The sequence below is a fragment of the Stenotrophomonas maltophilia genome (assembly GCF_001676385.1).
GTDB classification, from domain to species: domain Bacteria; phylum Pseudomonadota; class Gammaproteobacteria; order Xanthomonadales; family Xanthomonadaceae; genus Stenotrophomonas; species Stenotrophomonas maltophilia_J.
Map to the genome: position 1 here is coordinate 1 of NZ_LYVJ01000003.1, position 17,610 is coordinate 17,610.

General features: G+C 66.8%; 15 protein-coding genes. 5 read left to right on the forward strand and 10 right to left on the reverse strand.

Features of this window, described 5'->3' with window-relative positions:
- The first annotated feature begins 50 nt into the window (after positions 1 to 50).
- Both purH and purD read left to right on the forward strand, forming a co-directional pair.
- On the forward strand, positions 51 to 1,634 hold the full coding sequence (purH, locus tag A9K58_RS04140; RefSeq protein ID WP_065198149.1) for a bifunctional phosphoribosylaminoimidazolecarboxamide formyltransferase/IMP cyclohydrolase: 1,584 nt from the start codon (positions 51 to 53) through the stop codon (positions 1,632 to 1,634).
- Positions 1,635 to 1,695: 61 nt separating this feature from the next.
- Complete coding sequence (gene purD / locus A9K58_RS04145; protein WP_065198150.1) at positions 1,696 to 2,979, forward strand: phosphoribosylamine--glycine ligase; 1,284 nt, start codon at positions 1,696 to 1,698, stop codon at positions 2,977 to 2,979.
- Between the two features lie 77 nt (positions 2,980 to 3,056).
- Here the strand turns inward: purD and A9K58_RS04150 are convergent, their stop codons facing one another.
- The 8 genes from A9K58_RS04150 to rhlB form a co-directional block, all read right to left on the reverse strand.
- Positions 3,057 to 3,389 carry a helix-turn-helix domain-containing protein gene (locus A9K58_RS04150; RefSeq protein ID WP_065198151.1) on the reverse strand — a complete coding sequence of 111 codons (333 nt, stop codon included), beginning with the start codon at positions 3,387 to 3,389 and terminating at the stop codon, positions 3,057 to 3,059.
- The gene (locus A9K58_RS04155; protein ID WP_081283968.1) at positions 3,373 to 3,762 is read right to left on the reverse strand and encodes a type II toxin-antitoxin system RelE/ParE family toxin; all 390 of its coding nucleotides are present in this window, start codon (positions 3,760 to 3,762) and stop codon (positions 3,373 to 3,375) included. The genes A9K58_RS04150 and A9K58_RS04155 overlap by 17 nt, the downstream gene beginning before the upstream one ends.
- Before the next feature lie 171 nt (positions 3,763 to 3,933).
- On the reverse strand, positions 3,934 to 4,809 hold the full coding sequence (rpoH, locus tag A9K58_RS04160) for an RNA polymerase sigma factor RpoH (protein ID WP_065198152.1): 876 nt from the start codon (positions 4,807 to 4,809) through the stop codon (positions 3,934 to 3,936).
- A 277-nt stretch (positions 4,810 to 5,086) separates the two neighbouring features.
- Entirely contained in the window at positions 5,087 to 5,800 is a 714-nt protein-coding gene (gene ung, locus A9K58_RS04165) for a uracil-DNA glycosylase (protein ID WP_065198153.1), read from the reverse strand.
- A 9-nt stretch (positions 5,801 to 5,809) separates the two neighbouring features.
- Entirely contained in the window at positions 5,810 to 6,652 is an 843-nt protein-coding gene (locus A9K58_RS04170; protein WP_065198154.1) for a response regulator, read from the reverse strand.
- A gap of 7 nt (positions 6,653 to 6,659) precedes the next feature.
- The gene (gene ftsX, locus A9K58_RS04175; protein ID WP_065198155.1) at positions 6,660 to 7,607 is read right to left on the reverse strand and encodes a permease-like cell division protein FtsX; all 948 of its coding nucleotides are present in this window, start codon (positions 7,605 to 7,607) and stop codon (positions 6,660 to 6,662) included.
- A 2-nt stretch (positions 7,608 to 7,609) separates the two neighbouring features.
- Entirely contained in the window at positions 7,610 to 8,296 is a 687-nt protein-coding gene (ftsE, locus tag A9K58_RS04180) for a cell division ATP-binding protein FtsE (protein ID WP_065198156.1), read from the reverse strand.
- Between the two features lie 120 nt (positions 8,297 to 8,416).
- Positions 8,417 to 10,141, reverse strand: coding sequence for an ATP-dependent RNA helicase RhlB (gene rhlB / locus A9K58_RS04185; RefSeq protein WP_065198157.1), 1,725 nt, complete (start codon positions 10,139 to 10,141; stop codon positions 8,417 to 8,419).
- A gap of 510 nt (positions 10,142 to 10,651) precedes the next feature.
- Here rhlB and trxA point away from each other — a divergent pair.
- From trxA to A9K58_RS04200, 3 genes are all read left to right on the forward strand, one after another.
- Positions 10,652 to 10,981 (forward strand): thioredoxin, encoded by a 330-nt coding sequence (gene trxA, locus A9K58_RS04190; protein WP_005411275.1) that lies wholly within the window; start codon positions 10,652 to 10,654, stop codon positions 10,979 to 10,981.
- A 228-nt stretch (positions 10,982 to 11,209) separates the two neighbouring features.
- On the forward strand, positions 11,210 to 12,958 hold the full coding sequence (gene rho / locus A9K58_RS04195) for a transcription termination factor Rho (RefSeq protein ID WP_065198158.1): 1,749 nt from the start codon (positions 11,210 to 11,212) through the stop codon (positions 12,956 to 12,958).
- Positions 12,959 to 13,168: 210 nt separating this feature from the next.
- The gene (locus tag A9K58_RS04200; protein WP_065198159.1) at positions 13,169 to 14,743 is read left to right on the forward strand and encodes a sensor domain-containing diguanylate cyclase; all 1,575 of its coding nucleotides are present in this window, start codon (positions 13,169 to 13,171) and stop codon (positions 14,741 to 14,743) included.
- 45 nt (positions 14,744 to 14,788) lie between these two features.
- Here A9K58_RS04200 and A9K58_RS04205 read toward each other — a convergent pair whose 3' ends face one another.
- Together A9K58_RS04205 and aceK are read right to left on the reverse strand one after the other, a co-directional pair.
- Positions 14,789 to 15,676 carry an energy transducer TonB gene (locus tag A9K58_RS04205; RefSeq protein ID WP_065198160.1) on the reverse strand — a complete coding sequence of 296 codons (888 nt, stop codon included), beginning with the start codon at positions 15,674 to 15,676 and terminating at the stop codon, positions 14,789 to 14,791.
- A gap of 62 nt (positions 15,677 to 15,738) precedes the next feature.
- Positions 15,739 to 17,469, reverse strand: coding sequence for a bifunctional isocitrate dehydrogenase kinase/phosphatase (gene aceK / locus A9K58_RS04210; protein WP_065198161.1), 1,731 nt, complete (start codon positions 17,467 to 17,469; stop codon positions 15,739 to 15,741).
- Positions 17,470 to 17,610 lie beyond the last annotated feature (141 nt).

Here is a 17,610-nt window from a genome sequence, read left to right on the forward strand (position 1 = left end):
GCCGCCACCGCCTACAATATCGGCCCCGCTCCGCTGCTGATCCCGCCCCCATGACTGCTGATCTGTTGCCCGTCCGCCGGGCCCTCCTCTCCGTTTCCGACAAGACCGGCCTGGTCGAGCTGGCCACTGCGCTGGCGGCACGCGGCGTGGAGCTGCTGTCCACCGGCGGCACCGCCAGGGCGATCCGCGATGCGGGCCTGGCCGTGAAGGACGTGGCCGAGGTCACCGGCTTCCCGGAAATGATGGATGGCCGGGTCAAGACCCTGCACCCGATGGTGCACGGCGGCCTGCTGGGCCGCTCGGGCGTCGATGATGCGGTGATGGCCGAGCACGGCATCGGCGCCATCGACCTGCTGGTGCTGAACCTGTATCCGTTCGAATCGGTCACCGCCAAGGCCGACTGCACCCTGGCCGACGCGGTCGAGAACATCGATATCGGCGGCCCGGCGATGCTGCGGTCGGCGGCCAAGAACTTCGCCCGCGTGGCGGTGGCCACCGATCCGTCGCAGTACGCCGAACTGCTGGCTTCGCTGGACGCCAACGGCGGCCAGCTGTCGGCCGCCACCCGCTTCGCGTTCTCGGTGGCCGCGTTCAACCGCGTCGCCCAGTACGACGCCGCGATCAGCAACTACCTGTCGGCGGTCACCGCCACCGACACGGCCGTGCCAGTCCGTGCCGAGTACCCGGCGCAGATGAATTCCACCTTCGTGAAGGTGATGGACCTGCGCTACGGCGAGAACCCGCACCAGAGCGGCGCGTTCTACCGCGACCTGTACCCGGTGCCGGGCACCCTGGCCACGTTCCAGCAGCTGCAGGGCAAGGAACTGAGCTACAACAATCTGGCCGACGCCGATGCCGCGTGGGAATGCGTCCGCCAGTTCGATGCGCCGGCCTGCGTCATCGTCAAGCATGCCAACCCGTGCGGCGTGGCCGTGGGTGCCGGCAACGGCGATGCCTACGAGCTGGCCTACGCCACCGACCCGACCAGCGCCTTCGGCGGCATCATCGCCTTCAACAAACCGCTGGACGCCGCCACCGCCAAGGTGATCCTGGACCGCCAGTTCGTGGAAGTGCTGATCGCCCCCGACTACGAGCCAGCCGCGCTGGAATACGCGCAGAAGAAGGCCAACGTACGCGTGCTGCGCATCCCGCACGGTGCTGGCCTGAACAACTTCGACAGCAAGCGCGTCGGCTCGGGCCTGCTGCTGCAGTCCTCGGACAACCGCGGCATGACCCGCGACGGACTGAAGGTGGTCAGCAAGCTGGCGCCGACCGACAAGCAGTTCACCGACCTGCTGTTCGCCTGGAAGGTCGCCAAGTTCGTGAAGTCCAACGCGATCGTCTATGCCAGGGACAACCGCACCATCGGCGTGGGCGCCGGCCAGATGAGCCGCGTGTACTCGGCGCGCATCGCCGGCATCAAGGCCGCCGATGCCAACCTGGTGGTGGAAGGTTCGGTGATGGCTTCCGATGCGTTCTTCCCGTTCCGCGACGGCATCGATGCCGCCGCTGCCGCTGGCATCAAGGCGGTCATCCAGCCGGGCGGTTCGATGCGCGATGCCGAAGTGATCGCCGCCGCCGACGAACATGGCCTGGCCATGGTATTCACCGGCGTGCGCCACTTCCGCCACTGATCCGCATCACCAAGCCGGGCCCTGCCCGGCTTTTCTTTTCCGTACCCGAGAACCCTGTCCCATGAAGATCCTCGTCATCGGCTCCGGCGGCCGCGAACACGCCCTGGCATGGAAGCTGGCCCAGTCCTCCCGTGTCACCGAAGTGATCGTCGCGCCCGGCAACGCCGGCACCGCCAGCGAAGACAAGTGCCGCAACGTGGCGGTGAAGGTGACCGATATCGACGGCCTGCTGGCGCTGGCCCAGGCTGAAGGCGTGGCGCTGACCGTGGTCGGCCCGGAAGTGCCGCTGGTGGCCGGCGTGGTCGACCGCTTCCGCGCCGCCGGCCTGCGTATCTTCGGGCCGACCGCTGCCGCCGCGCAGCTGGAAGGCAGCAAGGCCTACGCCAAGGACTTCCTGGCCCGCCACAACATCCCCACTGCGTACTACGCCGTGCACAGCGACGTGGACGCCGCGCTGGCCTACATCCGCGACAAGGGCGCACCGATCGTGGTCAAGGCCGATGGCCTTGCCGCCGGCAAGGGCGTGATCGTGGCAATGACCCTGGCCGAAGCCGAGGACGCCGTGCGTGACATGCTCTCGGGCAACGCCTTCGGCGATGCCGGCGCGCGCGTGGTGATCGAGGAGTTCCTCGACGGCGAGGAAGCCAGCTTCATTTCGATGGTGGATGGCGTGCATGCGCTGCCGATGGCCACCTCGCAGGACCACAAGCGCGTCGGCGACGGCGACACCGGCCCGAACACGGGTGGCATGGGCGCGTACTCGCCGGCCCCGGTGGTCACCCCGGAAGTACACGCCCGCGTGATGCGTGAGGTGGTGAACCCGACCGTGCAGGGCATGATCGCCGACGGCATCCCGTTCACCGGCTTCCTCTACGCCGGCCTGATGATCGATGCCAGCGGCGCACCGAAGGTGATCGAGTTCAACGTGCGCTTCGGCGATCCGGAAACCCAGCCGGTGATGCTGCGCCTGCAGTCGGACCTGGTCGAGCTGGTGGAAGCGGCCATTGATGGCCGCCTGGACCAGGTGGAAGCGCAATGGGACCCGCGCCCGTCGCTGGGCGTGGTGATGGCCGCCAGGCCGTACCCGGAAGCGCCGATCACCGGTGACGTGATTTCCGGCCTGGACGATGTGCCGGCCAGTGCCAAGGTATTCCACGCCGGCACGGCATTGGATGCGCAGGACCAGGTGGTCAGTGCAGGCGGTCGCGTGCTGTGCGTGGCGGCGCTGGGCGACAGCGTGCGCGATGCGCAGGCCAATGCCTATGCCGGCGTAGCCAAGGTCAACTGGGCGAACGAGTTCCACCGCAACGACATCGGCTGGCGCGCGATCGCGCGCGAGGGGTGAGGCACGCCCCGCTTCCATGCATGGCGTGGATTGAATACCACGGTAAAGCAAAGGCCCGGCATTGCCGGGCCTTTGCTTTACAGGACAGCTTCGAGGCCCTTCCGGTCGATCAGGTTAAGCAACTTCAGTGACGGTCCGCTGGGCTTCTTTTCGCCCTGCTCCCAGCTGCGTACGGTGGAAACGCTGGTATTGAGAACTCCCGCAAAGACCGACTGACTGAGCTGCAATGACGTACGCAGGGCACGTATCTGGGCACTGCTGTACTCAGGGACCGGCTCAAGGCAAAGCGCTTCGTAGCTGCTCAATCGACGTTTATCGATGAAGCCGTGTGCGTGCAGACTCACAGCGGCATCATGCACCGCTTCAAGAAGCGCACTTTTCGCGCGCCGTCGCTCAGGGGTCTTCGTCATGGCCGATCTCCTGTAGATCCCCGTACTCCACGGCACGATTCAACTGCGCCGTACTCATTTTCAGGAACTCCGATGCGTACAACTGCAGCGCATCGCGTTCCGCATTCGTGATCGCAGCACGCTCATTCTTCTCGTAGCCGAAAAGGAAGAACCAATGCCCGCCTCGCTGTGTGGCAACGATGATTCGAACGCTCCCACGCTTTCCTCGCCGCGGCAAGGCAACGCGCTTCTTGAAGATTCCGCCGCCAAGATCAGCATCCACCAGACCCGCCTCCATTTCACGTACCGACCGGTACAGCGCAGCGTCGGACAGGGTGGTCCTGCGCATGCTGCGATTGAAACTGCGTGTGCGGAAGACCCGTGGCATGATCATACCGTGCCACTGAGTGGTACGGAGTGAACATCAGCATCCAGCACATGATCCGGTCGGCGCAATCACCGTCCTGGCGTCAGAATAGAGCCACGCCATGCGCAGCCAGGCCCCACAAACGAAAAAGGCCCGGCACTGCTGCCGAGCCTTTCACAATTGCGACGCCATCCCGCCTTACGCGGTGAACAGCGCCTTCATCTTCTTCAGCGCGTTCGCCTCGACCTGGCGGATGCGCTCGGCCGACACGCCGTACTCGTCAGCCAGTTCCTGCAGGGTCACCTTGCTGTCCGCATCCAGCCAGCGGCGGCGGATGATGTCGCGCGAACGGGCGTCCAGCTCGGCCAGGCCTTCGCGCAGCAGCTGCATCTGGTTGTCCTCGCTGTCCGCGCGTTCGTAGGCCATCGACGGGTCTTCATCGTCTGCCACCAGGAATGCGGCCGGCGAAGGCGGCGCGTGCTCGTTGTCCTCATCGGCCGGCGCATCGAAACCGATATCGCGGCCGGACAGGCGCGACTCCATTTCCATGACCTCGCGCTCGGACACGTTCAGGTCCTTGGCCACCGCGCTGACTTCGGCCGCGTTCATCCAGCCCAGGCGCGTCTTCGACTTGCGCAGGTTGAAGAACAGCTTGCGCTGCGCCTTGGTGGTGGCGACCTTCACGATGCGCCAGTTCTTCAGGATGAACTCGTGCATCTCGGCACGGATCCAGTGCACCGCGAAGGAAACCAGGCGCACGCCCATGTCCGGGTCGAAGCGCTTGACCGCCTTCATCAGGCCGATGTTGCCTTCCTGGATCAGGTCGCCCAGCGCGAGGCCGTAGCCGTTGTAGCCACGGGCCACGTGCACCACGAAACGCAGGTGCGAATGCACCAGCTCGCGTGCCGCGTCCAGATCGTTGTTGTCGCGGAAGCGACGGGCCAGGTCCTGTTCGTCATCGACCGACAGCACCGGGATCTGGTGCACGGCACCGATGTAGGCATCCAGCGAACCGAGCGCACTGGGAATCGGGAGATTGTTTGCCACAAGGGCAGTAGAGGTGTTCTGGCTCATGGGGCTCATCTTAGCAGTCCGGGATTTGGACTGCTAAAGGAAGAAAAAGTTCCAGCGTCCCATTGATGCAACACTGGTCCCAAACAGAAGCCTACCCTAGCGCGATTTGATGACAGGGGCGAGCACGCATTTCGGGATTCACAATCCCTTGAAATTCAACCAATTACCCGCCGAATGCGGCCCAATTCCGGTCAAGCGGAGCTGAACGGGCCGTTCCGACGGCCCATTCAGGCCCTGGGATGTTGTCCGGCGTTCAGTCCGGGTCACCTGCCGTCGATCAGAGTGCCGAACGCGGCGGCAGGGACCAGTCGATCGGGGCCTGGCCGCGACGCTGCAGGTACTCATTGGCCATCGAGAAATGCCGGCAGCCGAGGAAGCCCCGATGGGCCGACAGCGGCGACGGGTGCGGTGCCTTCAGCACGCGGTGGCGGCGGGTATCGATCACCTTGCCCTTCTGCTGCGCATAGGCGCCCCAGAGCATGAACACCAGGCCTTCGCGTTCGCGGTTGAGCACATCCACCACGTGGTCGGTGAAACCTTCCCAGCCACGGCCCTGATGGGCGCCGGCCCTGCCCTCTTCCACCGTCAGCACGGCATTGAGCAGCAGCACACCGCGCTGCGCCCACGGGATCAGGCAGCCGTGGTCCGGACGCGGGATACCGAGATCGCTCTCGATCTCCTTGTAGATGTTCAGCAGGGAGGGAGGCACCGGCACGCCCGGCGGCACCGAGAAGCTCAGCCCATGGGCCTGGCCGCGGCCGTGGTACGGGTCCTGGCCGAGGATCACCACCTTCACCTGCTCGAAGGGCGTGGCATCGAACGCAGCGAAGATCTGCGGGCCGGGCGGGAACACCGCCACACCACTGGCCTTGCGCTGGCGCAGGAAGCTGGACAACTCGCGCATCTGCGGTTGCAACAGGTAGTCGCCGACCTGTTGCTTCCAGCTGGGTTCCAGCTGGATCGTCGGGGCTTCCACTACTTCATCAATCATCGCACCACTTCATCGCATCAGGGGTCCATCGTTCAACCGGGCCAGGCGCAGCTGGAACAGCACCTTGGTGACCAGCAGCCGCTCTTCGATCGGCTTGAGCACCAGGTCATTGGCGCCGGACTGCAGCAGCCCGGTCTGGTTGTGCGGGTTGCCGTCGCCGGTCATCACCAGCACCGGCAGGCGGCGCTTGCCGTAGCCGAAGTCCACGCGCACCCGCTGCACCACGTCGCGGCCGCTGAGTTCGCCCTTCAGGGTGACGTCGGTCAGCACCAGGTCGATGCGGTGCCGGCTGCGGCCCAGCGACTCGGCGGTGAGCAGGGTGAACGCCTCTTCGGCGCTGACCACGTGCAGCACGTTCAACTGCTGGCGTTCCAGCATGCGCTTGGTGGCCTCGGCCACCACGCGGCTGTCCTCGATGTAAAGGATGGTCGCGCCGGGAATGGTCTGCGGCTGCACGTAGCCGCGGATGAAGGTCGCCAGCGCCTCATGGCCCAGCGCCTTGTCGAAGTAGTCAGTGACGTACTCGGTGAAGCGGCGCTGCTCCAAGTGCTGCTGGGCATCGCCGGAGACCACGATCACCGGCACATAGGCCTGGCCGGCCGCTTCGCGCACCATCCGCGCCAGCGCCAGGCCGTCGCCATCACGCAGGGTCAGCGAGGTCGTCACCAGGTCCACCGGGCCCTGTGCCAGCGCCTGCTGCGCGTCTTCGATGCTGTCGCAGCCGATCACCTCCACGCCCGGCAGGTCGCGCTGCAGGACGTCGGCGATCAGCTTGCGCACCAGCTTCGAGCCATCGACCACCATCACCCGCGTGGCGGGCCCCTCAAGGTGTTTCAGCGCTTGCGGTTGCATGCCGGTCTCAGGTGTCGGTCGGGCGGGTCTGGCGGAGGAAGTGGCCGGTCACCAGCCAGGCGCCGAGCCAGCCCAGCAGCAGCGTGCCAAGCAGGACCAGGCCGCCATGCAGCAGGTCCAGGCCGTGCAGCACGAACGGGCTGCCATAGCTGCGCGAGAGTTCGGCCAGCGGTGCGCGCAGGGCAGCACCGGCGGCGCCGATCAGGGCCAGCGCCACCGCGCCGGCGCCCAGGCCATACCACGCGCCGAGGTACAGGAACGGGCGGCGGATGAAGCCATCGCTGGCACCGAGCAGCTGCAGCACGCCGATCTCCTCGCGGCGGGCCTGGATGTCCAGGCGCACGGTGTTGCCAACCACCAGCGCGGCACCCGCACCGAGCAGCACCGACAGTACCTGCACCAGGCGCGCGCCGAAGGCCAGCCAGGCATCCAGGCGCTGCCGCCACAGCGCATCATGCTGCACCAGGTCGGCTTCCGGCAGGCTCTCCAGCGCGCGCGCCAGGCGCGCGTCGTCCTTGCCCTGGCCCGGCGTGATCACCAGCAGCGAGGGCAGCGGGTTGTCGTTGAGGGCGTCGATCGCCTCGCCGAGGCCGGCATCGCGCAGCTCCTGCAGGCCCTGCTCGGGCGTCTGCACCTTCACTTCAGCGACGTCGTCGCGGTCACGCAGCTGGCCGGCCAGGCGCAGCGCACCGGGGCCATCAACCGTGCCCTTCAGGAACACGTTGATGTCGCGTGACTGCTGCACGCTGCCGGCGAACTGCTTGAGGTTGTCCAGCGCGATCGACAGGCCCAGTGGCAGTGCCAGCGCCAGCGCCATGACCATCACCGTCAGCAGGGTCGCCCACGGCTTGCGGCAGGCGCGGCCGAGGCTGAACACCACGCTGTGCACGTGGTGCTGGAACCAGACGCCCATCCGCGACGGCGCGGCGGCTTCGCTGTTTTCGTTCTTCGCCATGGTCACTCCGCCAGGTCCTGCGGCGAGATGTCATCCACCAGCCTGCCGTGGTCGAGGATCAGCACGCGCTTGCGCATGCGGCGCAGCAGCGGCAGGTCGTGGCTGACCACCAGCACGCTGGTGCCGCGCGAGGGCAGTTCGGCGAACAGGGCCATGATCTCCGCCGCCAGGGTCGGGTCGAGGTTGCCGGTCGGTTCATCGGCCACCAGCAGCTTGGGCTCGCCGACGATGGCGCGGGCGATGCCGACGCGCTGCTGTTCGCCGGCCGACAGCTGCGAGGGTAATGCCCTCTCGCGGTGGCCCAGGCCCATCCGCTCCAGCACCGAGCGCACGCGCTTGCCGATATCGCCACGGCGGGTGCCGCGCAGGATCAGCGGCAGTGCCACGTTTTCGGCGATGGAGCGGTCCATCAGCAGGCGGTGGTCCTGGTAGACCGCACCGACCGCGCGGCGATGACGGGGTACATCGCCGCCGCGCACTTTCAGCAGGTTGCGCTCGTCGAACACCACCGCGCCGCGGCTGGGCCGCTCGTCCAGATGGATCAATTTGAGCAGGGTGCTCTTGCCGGCACCGGAATGACCGGTGACGAACAGCATCTCGCCCGGTGCGACCTCGAAGCTGACATCGATCAGCGCCTCGTGGCCACCGGCGTACTGTTTGCTGACATTGTCGAAACGCAGGACACTCATGCCCCGATTATGCAGGACCGGCGCGGCGTCGTGGAGACGGTGGGTGCCGACCGTTGGCCGGCACGCCCTTAAAGCCACCCGACCAACGGTCGGGTGCTACCCGCTGATCGGCAGCGCCGATCAGCTGCCCGACAGCATCCGGCGGATCTTGCGGCCGATGCGGGTCAGGAACGAATCACCGCTGTCGGCGGCGGTGCGCACCGGCTTGGCCACCACCTGCACCGGAGTCACCGGGCTGGCGCCGTTGCCGGAATGGGCCTGCACGCCCTCGGCGCCCTCGACCGGGCGGCCATGGCGGCGGCGGCGACGCTTGCGCGGCTTGCGCTCGCCGTCGACCACGCCTTCCGGCGTGCCTTCGGCACGGGGCGGGCGCGGCGGGCGCGGGGTCTGGGCGGCGGCGCCATCGGCACCGGCGACCGGCGCGGCAGCGCCCTGCTCGCCCTCCACGCGCGGCTTGCGCGGGCCACGCGGACGGCGTTCGCCGCTGCGCTCACCGTCGCGGCCACTGCGGCCACCACCACTGCCGGAGCGGCCACCACTGCGGCCCCCGCCGCGACGCTCTTCCTCGGCGGCACGGGCTTCGCGCGCTTCACGGAAGATCTGGCCGACGCTCTCGTTTTCTTCGCCCTCTTCGCCAGCGGCCGGGGCCGGACGTTCCGGGCGCGGCAGCGCGGTCAGCAGTTCCTTGGTGACCGGCTCGGACGGAATCTTCTGCTCGATGTAGGCCTCGATGTCCGGCAGGCTCATCGCGTAGCGTTCGCAGGCAAAGCTGATCGCATCGCCTTCCTCGCCCAGGCGGGCAGTACGGCCGATGCGGTGCACGTAGTCTTCGGCGTCGAACGGCAGGTCGTAGTTGTAGACGTACTTGATGCCATCGATGTGCAGGCCACGCGCGGCAACGTCGGTGGCCACCAGGATTTCCAGCTGGCCCTTCTGGAAGCGGTTGAGCAGGCTCTCGCGCTTCTTCTGCGGGACGTCGCCGGACAGCACCCCGACGCGGTAACCGGCCTTTTCCAGCGCGCGGGCGACGCGCTCGACGAACACCTTGGTATTGACGAACACCATGGTGCGGGCGCCTTCGCTGCGCGACAACAGGCCCAGCAGCAGCGGGATCTTCTCTTCGTCGGCCGGGAAGTACAGCTTCTGGCGCACGCGTGCTGCGGTCACGGTCTCGGCTTCGACCACCAGCTTCTGCGGTTCGTTCATGTGCTCGTAGGCCAGCTCCAGCACGCGGTGGCTGAGCGTGGCGCTGAACAGCAGGGTCTGCCGGGTGGTGCGTTCCGGCATGCGGCGCAGCAGGAAGCGGATGTCCTTGATGAAGCCGAGGTCGAACATGCGGTCGGCTTCATCCAGCACGCAGATCTCGCAGGCGTGCAGCGAGACGACCTTGTGCTGCTTCACGTAGTCGATCAGGCGGCCCGGGGTGGCGATGATCACGTCCACGCCCTGCTGCAGGATCTCGCGCTGCTTGTCGTAGTCGACGCCGCCGTAGACCAGCGCGAAGCGCAGGCCCAGGTCGGAACCGAACTTCACCGCATCCTTGTGGATCTGGATCGCCAGCTCGCGGGTCGGGGCGAGGATCAGCGCGCGCGGATCTTCCGGCTTGCGGTCGGCCAGGGCCGGCTTGCTCAGCAGGCGGTTCACGACAGCGACCAGGAATGCCAGGGTCTTGCCGGTGCCGGTCTGGGCCTGGCCGGCAACATCACCGCCGGCCAGCGCGACCGGCAGGGTCAGCGCCTGGATCGGGGTGCAGCGGGTGAATCCGGCTCCTTCCAGGCCGGCCTGCAGGGCCGGATGCAGCTCGAAGGAGGAAAAGGTCAAATCGGTCAGCGGTTTGTCGCTCATGAGTCCGTCTTGGTATGGCCACCGGCGCATGGGGCGGGCGGCACTGCATCGTCTAGGGGCACCGTCGCAAACTGCGGCCCCTGCGGCGGGTTGGCAGACTGGGACCCTTCGGTCCGCGCCGCACAATGCCCCAGTTTACCGCACTCGGGCGGGCAAACTGGAATGCCCCGTCTCAGACACCCAGGAGACGACCCGCCTTCACCCAGCCACACCGGACTTGAACGCCAGGGCAAAGCGCACTGGTTGTCGCCCACTGCCAGCCCCATCTCCTGGAAGACAGTGAAATCCGACACATACCAGGCTTCGAAGCGATCACGATACGCTGGGTTCCAGTCGGCGCCTGTCCCTGCCCCGCGATAGGGGTACACTGCCGGCCGTGAGCGTCCAGGCATCCCGCCGAACGCACCGCGGCAATGCGCCGCGAGGCAACGACGAGGGTCGCGCCACCGGGCATGGCCCAGTTCACCCACCTCCGGCATGGCCGGGTGCAATCCAAGACGAGAAACCAAGATGAGCGACAAGGTTGTACACGTCGGCGATGCCGACTTTGATAGCGCAGTGCTGAATTCCAAGGAGCCGGTGCTGGTCGATTTCTGGGCCGAGTGGTGTGGCCCGTGCAAGATGATCGCCCCGGCGCTGGACGAGCTGGCCGATGCGTACCAGGGCCGCGCCAAGATCGCCAAGGTCAACGTTGACCATAATCGCGCACTGGCTGCCAAGTACCACGTGCGTTCGATTCCGTACCTGGTCGTGTTCAAGGACGGCGAGAAGGTCGGCGAGCAGATCGGTGCGGTGGGCAAGGCCCAGCTGGCCGGCCTGCTGGACAAGGCCCTGGCCTGATCCCTCGATTCTCCGGCAGCCGCTGAGGGCGGCTGCCGGCGGGCGTACCGCGCCCATGATGAATGCCGTTCCCGGCGACCCTTGCATGGCGCCGCAGGCCGATGATAGTGTCGGCATATCCGGCCGCGTTCGCGTGCCGCACCCTCTGGACGCAGTTCCTTCCAGACCCATTCCCAACGTTCGCCGCCCCAGCCGGGCGCTCGCACCTTCAAGCGAGGAATAACGCTCTTGTCCGATAACACTTCCGAAACCGGCAGCGCCGATGCGCCCGCCGAAAAGCGTGTGCGCAAGCCCCGCGTGAGCAAGGCCGCCGCTCCGGCAGCCGCCGAAACCAGCGCCGCTCCGGCGCAGCCGACCCTGCCGCTGGCCGCCGCGCCCGAGGCGCCGGCGCCGGCAACCGCGCCTGCGCCGAGCGCGCCGGCCGCCGAGGCCCCCGCCAGCAGCAGCGGTGGCGAAGGTGGCGAAGGCCGCGAATCCGGCCAGGCACAGCAGCCTCACCGCCAGGGCGGCGGCCAGAACCAGGGCCAGAACCCCTACAACCAGAACGGCCAGCAGGGCCAGGGCCAGGGCAACCGCCGCGACCGCTTCCGCAACCGCCGTGACCGGGATCGTGATCGCAACAACCGCTTCCGCGACGATGGCATGCCCAACGATGGCGGCGAGCAGCAGCCGTTCGTGCCGCGCCCGCATGCCAACGTCCCCGAAGGCTTCCCGGTCTATTCGCTGAGCGATCTCAAGCGCATGCCGGCGCAGAAGCTGCTGGAAATCGCCGAGCAGCTGCAGATCTCCGAGGGCGTGGCCCGCGCCCGCAAGCAGGACGTGATCTTCGCCCTGCTGAAGGTACTGACCCGCCATGGTGACGGCGTCGCCGCCGACGGCGTGCTGGAAATCCTGCCGGACGGCTTCGGTTTCCTGCGCGCGGCCGAAGCCAGCTACCTGGCCGGCCCGGATGACACCTACATTTCGCCCAGCCAGATCCGCCGCTTCAACCTGCGCACCGGCGACCACATCTCCGGCCGCATCCGCTTCCCGAAGGACGGCGAGCGCTACTTCGCGCTGAACATCGTCGACACCATCAACGGCGAGCCGATCGAAGCGTCGAAGAACAAGGTGCTGTTCGAGAACCTGACCGCGCTGTTCCCGCGCCGCCGCTTCACCCTGGAGCGTGGCAACGGTTCGTCGGAAGACATCACCGGCCGCATCCTCGACCTGATGGCACCGCAGGGCAAGGGCCAGCGTTCGCTCATCGTGTCGCAGCCCAAGGCCGGCAAGACCATGATGATGCAGCAGGTCGCCACCGCCATCACCACCAATCATCCGGACGTGCACCTGATCGTGCTGCTGATCGACGAGCGCCCGGAAGAAGTGACCGAAATGCAGCGCACCGTGCGCGGCGAGGTCATCAGCTCGACCTTCGACGAGCCGGCCGCACGCCACGTGCAGGTGGCCGAAATGGTCATCGAGCGCGCCAAGCGCCTGGTCGAGCACAAGAAGGACGTGGTGATCCTGCTCGACTCGATTACCCGCCTGGCCCGCGCCTACAACAACGTGGTGCCGAGCTCGGGCAAGGTGCTGACCGGCGGCGTCGATGCCAACGCCCTGCACCGCCCGAAGCGCTTCTTCGGTGCCGCGCGCAACGTGGAGGAAGGCGGCAGCCTGACCATCATCGCCACCGCGCTGGTCGATACCGGCTCGAAGATGGACGAGGTGATCTACGAAGAATTCAAGGGCACCGGCAACAGCGAAGTGCACCTGAGCCGCCGCATTGCTGAAAAGCGCGTGTTCCCGGCCATCGACATCAACCGTTCCGGCACCCGCCGCGAAGACCTGCTGATCGAGCCGGAATTGCTGCAGAAGATCTGGATCCTGCGCAAGCTGCTGCATCCGATGGATGAAATGGCCGCGATGGAATTCCTGCTGGACAAGATGAAGAACACCAAGTCCAACGACGAGTTCTTCGGCTCGATGAAGCGGTAAGCCCTGGCACCGCATCGAAGGAAACCTGCCGCCCGCTGCGGCAGGTTTTTTTTTGCCTGCGGGGCGACCGGCTTCACTTTGCCGCTGTCGACTTTTGGCGATAATTCGCCCGACACCCTGCCCGGCCCCCGCGGGCCTGGCCATCGATTCCCGCTGTCGCCCCTTCCGGAGAACCGGTCGGGTCCAGCCTGCTGCCGGATCCGTCGACGCATGCGAACGCTGTCCCCCCGCCTCAACCTGGGCAAACTGATTCTCGCCCTGGCCCTGCTGAGCGCCATCATCGCCTTGGCCAACACCCTGCTGGCGAGTTATCGGGTGCAGCGTGACCAGCTGGTCGGCAATACCCTGGAGGCCAACCGCGTCTACGCCAGCAAGCTTGCCGAGACCACCCAGAATTTCCTGCTGGCCGCGCAGCAGGAGCTGGCCTACGCAGCCACCCGGCTGGGCCAGGGCGACCTTGACCCGGAACAGGCGCAGGACGAAGCCAGCCGCCTGCAACTGCAGACCAACAGCTTCAACTCCTCGCTGGTGGTGGATGCCGACGGCCTGGTGATCGCAACCTCACCGCAGACCCTGCAGCTGCAGGGCGAGATCCTCAACAGCACGGGCAACAATGCGGCCCTTGCGGCGCGCCAGCCGATGATCAGCGACCCCTACCAGTCAACGACCGGCAAGCTGCTGGTGTCGTTGTCCCACCCGATCTTCGATCGCCAGGGCCACTACCGCGGTTATGTCAGCGGCACCCTGTACCTGCGCCAGCGCAGTGCGCTGCATACGCTGCTGGGCAAGCACTACTACCGCGATGGTTCCTACCTGTACGTGGTTGATCGCCATGGCCGCCTGCTGTACCACGCCAACAGCCAGCGGGTGGGTGACTACGTCGTCGGCAACCCCGCCGTGAAAGCCGTGGTGCGCGGTGAGAGCGGCGCGCAACAGGTGCGCAACAATCTTGGCGTGTTGATGCTGTCCGGCTATGCGCCGGTACCAGCGACCGGCTGGGGCATCGTCGCCCAGCGCCCGACCGAGGCGACCCTGCAGCCACTGTCGCGACTGATGACCGCGGTGATCTGGAACGCGATCCCGATCGGCCTGCTGTCGCTGCTGGCCACATGGTGGTTCGCCCGCCGCATTTCGCTGCCGTTGTGGCAGCTCGCACGCAACGTGCAGGGAGGCGAGGACACCGGCAACGCGATCAACCACGTCAGCGGCATCCGCGCCTGGTATTTCGAGGTCGCCCAGCTCAAGCAGGCCGTGCTGCACAGCTTCAATGCACTGCAGGACCGCATCGGCACGCTCAACCGCGCCACCCGCACCGATCCGCTGACCGGCCTGCTCAACCGCCGAGGGCTGCAGCAGGCGCTGGACACCCTGCAGGTGCAGGGCATCCCGTTCGCGATCCTGGCGCTGGACATCGATCGGTTCAAATCGATCAACGATGGCCACGGCCATGACACCGGCGATGCCGCCATCGTCCACATCGCCGACCAGATGCGCCGTTACTCGCGCGACAGCGACATCCTCTGCCGCGCAGGCGGTGAGGAGTTCCTGTTGCTGCTGCCCGGCATCGGCGCTGATGCGGCACGCCAGGCCGGCGAACGCCTGCGCCAGCACATCGCCGATCATCCGTTCGAACCGGTCGGCACGATCACCGTATCCGTGGGCGTGGCCCACTTCCCGAGTTTCCACGTCGATGCCGAGCAGGCGCTGCGACTGGCCGACAAGGCCCTGTACATGGCCAAGGAACAGGGCCGCAACCGGGTAGTGGTCTACCCCTACGCCGACTGACGCGGAACCGGGCCACCCGGCCCCACGCCTGGAACACGCGTGGAATCAGCCCTGCTCCAGCGGGGTCAGCAGGCGCAGGCCACGCTTGGCACCGTCCACCATGTAGATGCCGCCCTCGGGCAGCAGGTCGCTGCCGGTCTGCGCGGCGTCATCGGAAACCCACGGCGCTCGCTGCTTCGGCCCCGGGATGAATGCCCGCCAGCGCCCATTGCGCTCGAACGCGGCATTGCGGTCGTCCGAGAGCGCATAGCTCACCGGCACGCGCACCGACCAGAATTCCTTGGCAACGTCCTCGCCGCTGGTCGGGGGATTGAAGGTCCACGTGCGGGCGCTCTTGATGCTGGCCTTGGCCAGCACATCGCGCAGCTTGGCCATGGTCCGCTCCGGCCCGGCCACGGTCATGTTCACCTGCTCGGCGATGGCATCGGCCACCGTGCCGTCACGGGCGACCTTGATGACCAGCATCACATCCCCCTGGCCCCCGATCCTGAACGCCTCATCCGGATAACGCGGCGGCTTCAGGTCCTTTGCAGTGACCGAATCGGTGGCCTTCGGGTCGTACTCGCTGAAATCCACGCTGCTCATGCTGACTTCGTAGTCGCCGTTGCCCGTGGACTTGCCACGCAGGCGCACCCGCAGCGGTGCCTGTACGGCAACGGCCTTGCCGTCGGCCCGTGTCGGCTCGAAGCGCCAAGGACGAATGGTGCGCTCAACAAAGTCGGCAACACCCGGGCTGATGTCCCCCTTCTGATCGAGCACCATGGCGCTGACCGTGCCCTCTGCGGTGACCTCGATCTTCCCGGTCAGGGTCATGCTCAATTCGGTGGTGGCACGCACTGCGCGCGTCGTCTGTGCGCTGGCCTCGCCCACAAACAGCGGAGCGCCGCTCGACACGGCCAGAACAAGGGCGAGAAACAGGGGGGAACGCATCATTGCCGGATCCTTGGTGATGGAGGACGAGCCTATCCCAGTCTCCACGCCGATGACAGTCCGTGTCAGGCCAACCGATGGATGCCCGCGTAGGGTGGGGTGTCCGGATAGTCGCCACGGGCGAAGCGTTCCTGCAGGCCCTGCCACCATGCCGGATCGAACAGATGCCGGAAGTGCTCGCGGACCGCGGCCAACTCACCGGCCGGCAGGCCCATGAACGGGCCGAAGCGCTCGGGAAACACATCGCGCGGCCCCACGTGGAACCACGGCTCATCAGCCATCGCTTCCTCCGGCGTACGTGGCTGTGGCCAGGCGCGGAAAACGCAGTCGCTGACCAGGCACAGCTCGTCATAGTCGTAGAACACGGCCCGACCGTGGCGCGACACGCCGAAGTTCTTCGGCAGCATGTCGCCTGGGAAGATGTTGTTGCGTGCCATGTCGGTGATCGCCTGGGCATAGTCCAATACCGCCGCACGCACCGCGTCCGCACCCTGCTCACGCAGGTACAGATTCAAGGGGCGGAAGCGGCGCTGCACATAGCACAATGCGACTTCCACCTCGTCACCATCGATGCGCACGCTCCGCCCGCACTGCTGCAGCAGCTCGTCCAGCAGCGCCGGCGCGAAACGATCACGCGGGAAGCGCAGGTAGCGGTAGGGCTGCGCGTCAAGCAGGCGACCGACACGGTCGAGGTTGAACACCAGCGCGTACTTTTCTTCCACCTGTTGCCGCGACATCGCCTTCGGCCAGGCAAAGCGGTCGCGGATCAGCTTGAATACCAGCGGGTAGCTGGGCAGGGTGAACACCGCCATGACCATGCCAGGCGTGCCTTCGGCCTGCACCAGCCGCTCCTGCGGGTGCTCGTTGAAGTGGCGGAAGAAGGTGCGGTAGCGCTCGGTCTTGCCCTGCTTGGCACGGCCAAGCACGGTGTAGATCTCGTCGATCGGCTTGCCCGGCAACAGGCTGCGCAGGAACACCACTGCGTCCCCTACCGTAGCCAGGTCGGCCTGGAAGTAACTGCGCGAAACCCCGAACAGGTGGGCAACATCGCGGCGCCGGGTCAGCACCGCATCGGCCCGCAGGCCGCGCTCGTCGTTGACCAGTGCGATCACGCAGGGCGAGAAGCGATGCTCGCCGAACACACGCCCCACCAGATAGGCACGACGCTCGCGGTAGAACACGGTGTCCAGCAGTTCGATGCTGCGCACCGGTGTATCGCCCCAATGCGCAAGGTCATCCTGCAGGCGCACTGCGATGGCCGCTGCGCAACGCAGCTGGTGCGCATAGGGAATGCCGAAGCGGTAATCGGCCAGGACCCGCTGCAGCGCCTCGACCGGCCGCGTCGGCGAGACCGCATAGGTGTGACGCGCCACGGGATGGGTGATCGCATCGGACGGCTCGACATCGAAGGCGATGAACTCCAGCGCCGGGTCCGCGCCGCGGGTGGCGAACAACCGTCGCGACAACGTGTTGTAGAAGGTCTTGTACAGCTCGGCGTCGATCAGCCCCTGCAGCAGTGCACTGTAGTGGACATGCACCTGCAGCCACAGCGCGCGCTCACCGATGGCTTCGCCGGCCAGGCGACGCAGTGCGTCCACCTGCTCGGCGATGCAAAGATCGTACAGGGCGATGCGCTCGACCGCGTCCTGGCGGGCACCGCCCCAGTCACGCTGCTCGAAGCGCTGCCGCGCACGCGCGGTGATCGCCGCGAAGCGGGCATGGTAATGCTCGAAGCCATCGCGGATGGCGCCCGCGATCCGCGGCGCCAATCCCGCAGCAATGTGAGGCTCGGACATGCACCGCTCACCGGAAGGGACCGGCTCCACCATACGCTGGCGTGGGGCGGCTTGTGTAGGGCCGGACCCCGCTGGGCCGCTTCCGGACTGCTGTACAGCCGAGGCCACGCTCGGCTGTACAGGCAGGAACAGCCGAGCATG

Coding starts and splice junctions, on each gene's coding strand:
- A9K58_RS04200 (WP_065198159.1), top strand. CDS start 13,169: ATGCGAACGCTGTCCCCCCGCCTCAACCTGGGCAAACTGATTCTCGCC.
- trxA (WP_005411275.1), top strand. CDS start 10,652: ATGAGCGACAAGGTTGTACACGTCGGCGATGCCGACTTTGATAGCGCA.
- rhlB (WP_065198157.1), bottom strand. CDS start 10,141: ATGAGCGACAAACCGCTGACCGATTTGACCTTTTCCTCCTTCGAGCTG.
- ftsE (WP_065198156.1), bottom strand. CDS start 8,296: ATGAGTGTCCTGCGTTTCGACAATGTCAGCAAACAGTACGCCGGTGGC.
- aceK (WP_065198161.1), bottom strand. CDS start 17,469: ATGTCCGAGCCTCACATTGCTGCGGGATTGGCGCCGCGGATCGCGGGC.
- purH (WP_065198149.1), top strand. CDS start 51: ATGACTGCTGATCTGTTGCCCGTCCGCCGGGCCCTCCTCTCCGTTTCC.
- A9K58_RS04150 (WP_065198151.1), bottom strand. CDS start 3,389: ATGACGAAGACCCCTGAGCGACGGCGCGCGAAAAGTGCGCTTCTTGAA.
- purD (WP_065198150.1), top strand. CDS start 1,696: ATGAAGATCCTCGTCATCGGCTCCGGCGGCCGCGAACACGCCCTGGCA.
- A9K58_RS04155 (WP_081283968.1), bottom strand. CDS start 3,762: ATGATCATGCCACGGGTCTTCCGCACACGCAGTTTCAATCGCAGCATG.
- A9K58_RS04205 (WP_065198160.1), bottom strand. CDS start 15,676: ATGATGCGTTCCCCCCTGTTTCTCGCCCTTGTTCTGGCCGTGTCGAGC.
- ftsX (WP_065198155.1), bottom strand. CDS start 7,607: ATGGCGAAGAACGAAAACAGCGAAGCCGCCGCGCCGTCGCGGATGGGC.
- rpoH (WP_065198152.1), bottom strand. CDS start 4,809: ATGAGCCAGAACACCTCTACTGCCCTTGTGGCAAACAATCTCCCGATT.
- ung (WP_065198153.1), bottom strand. CDS start 5,800: ATGATTGATGAAGTAGTGGAAGCCCCGACGATCCAGCTGGAACCCAGC.
- A9K58_RS04170 (WP_065198154.1), bottom strand. CDS start 6,652: ATGCAACCGCAAGCGCTGAAACACCTTGAGGGGCCCGCCACGCGGGTG.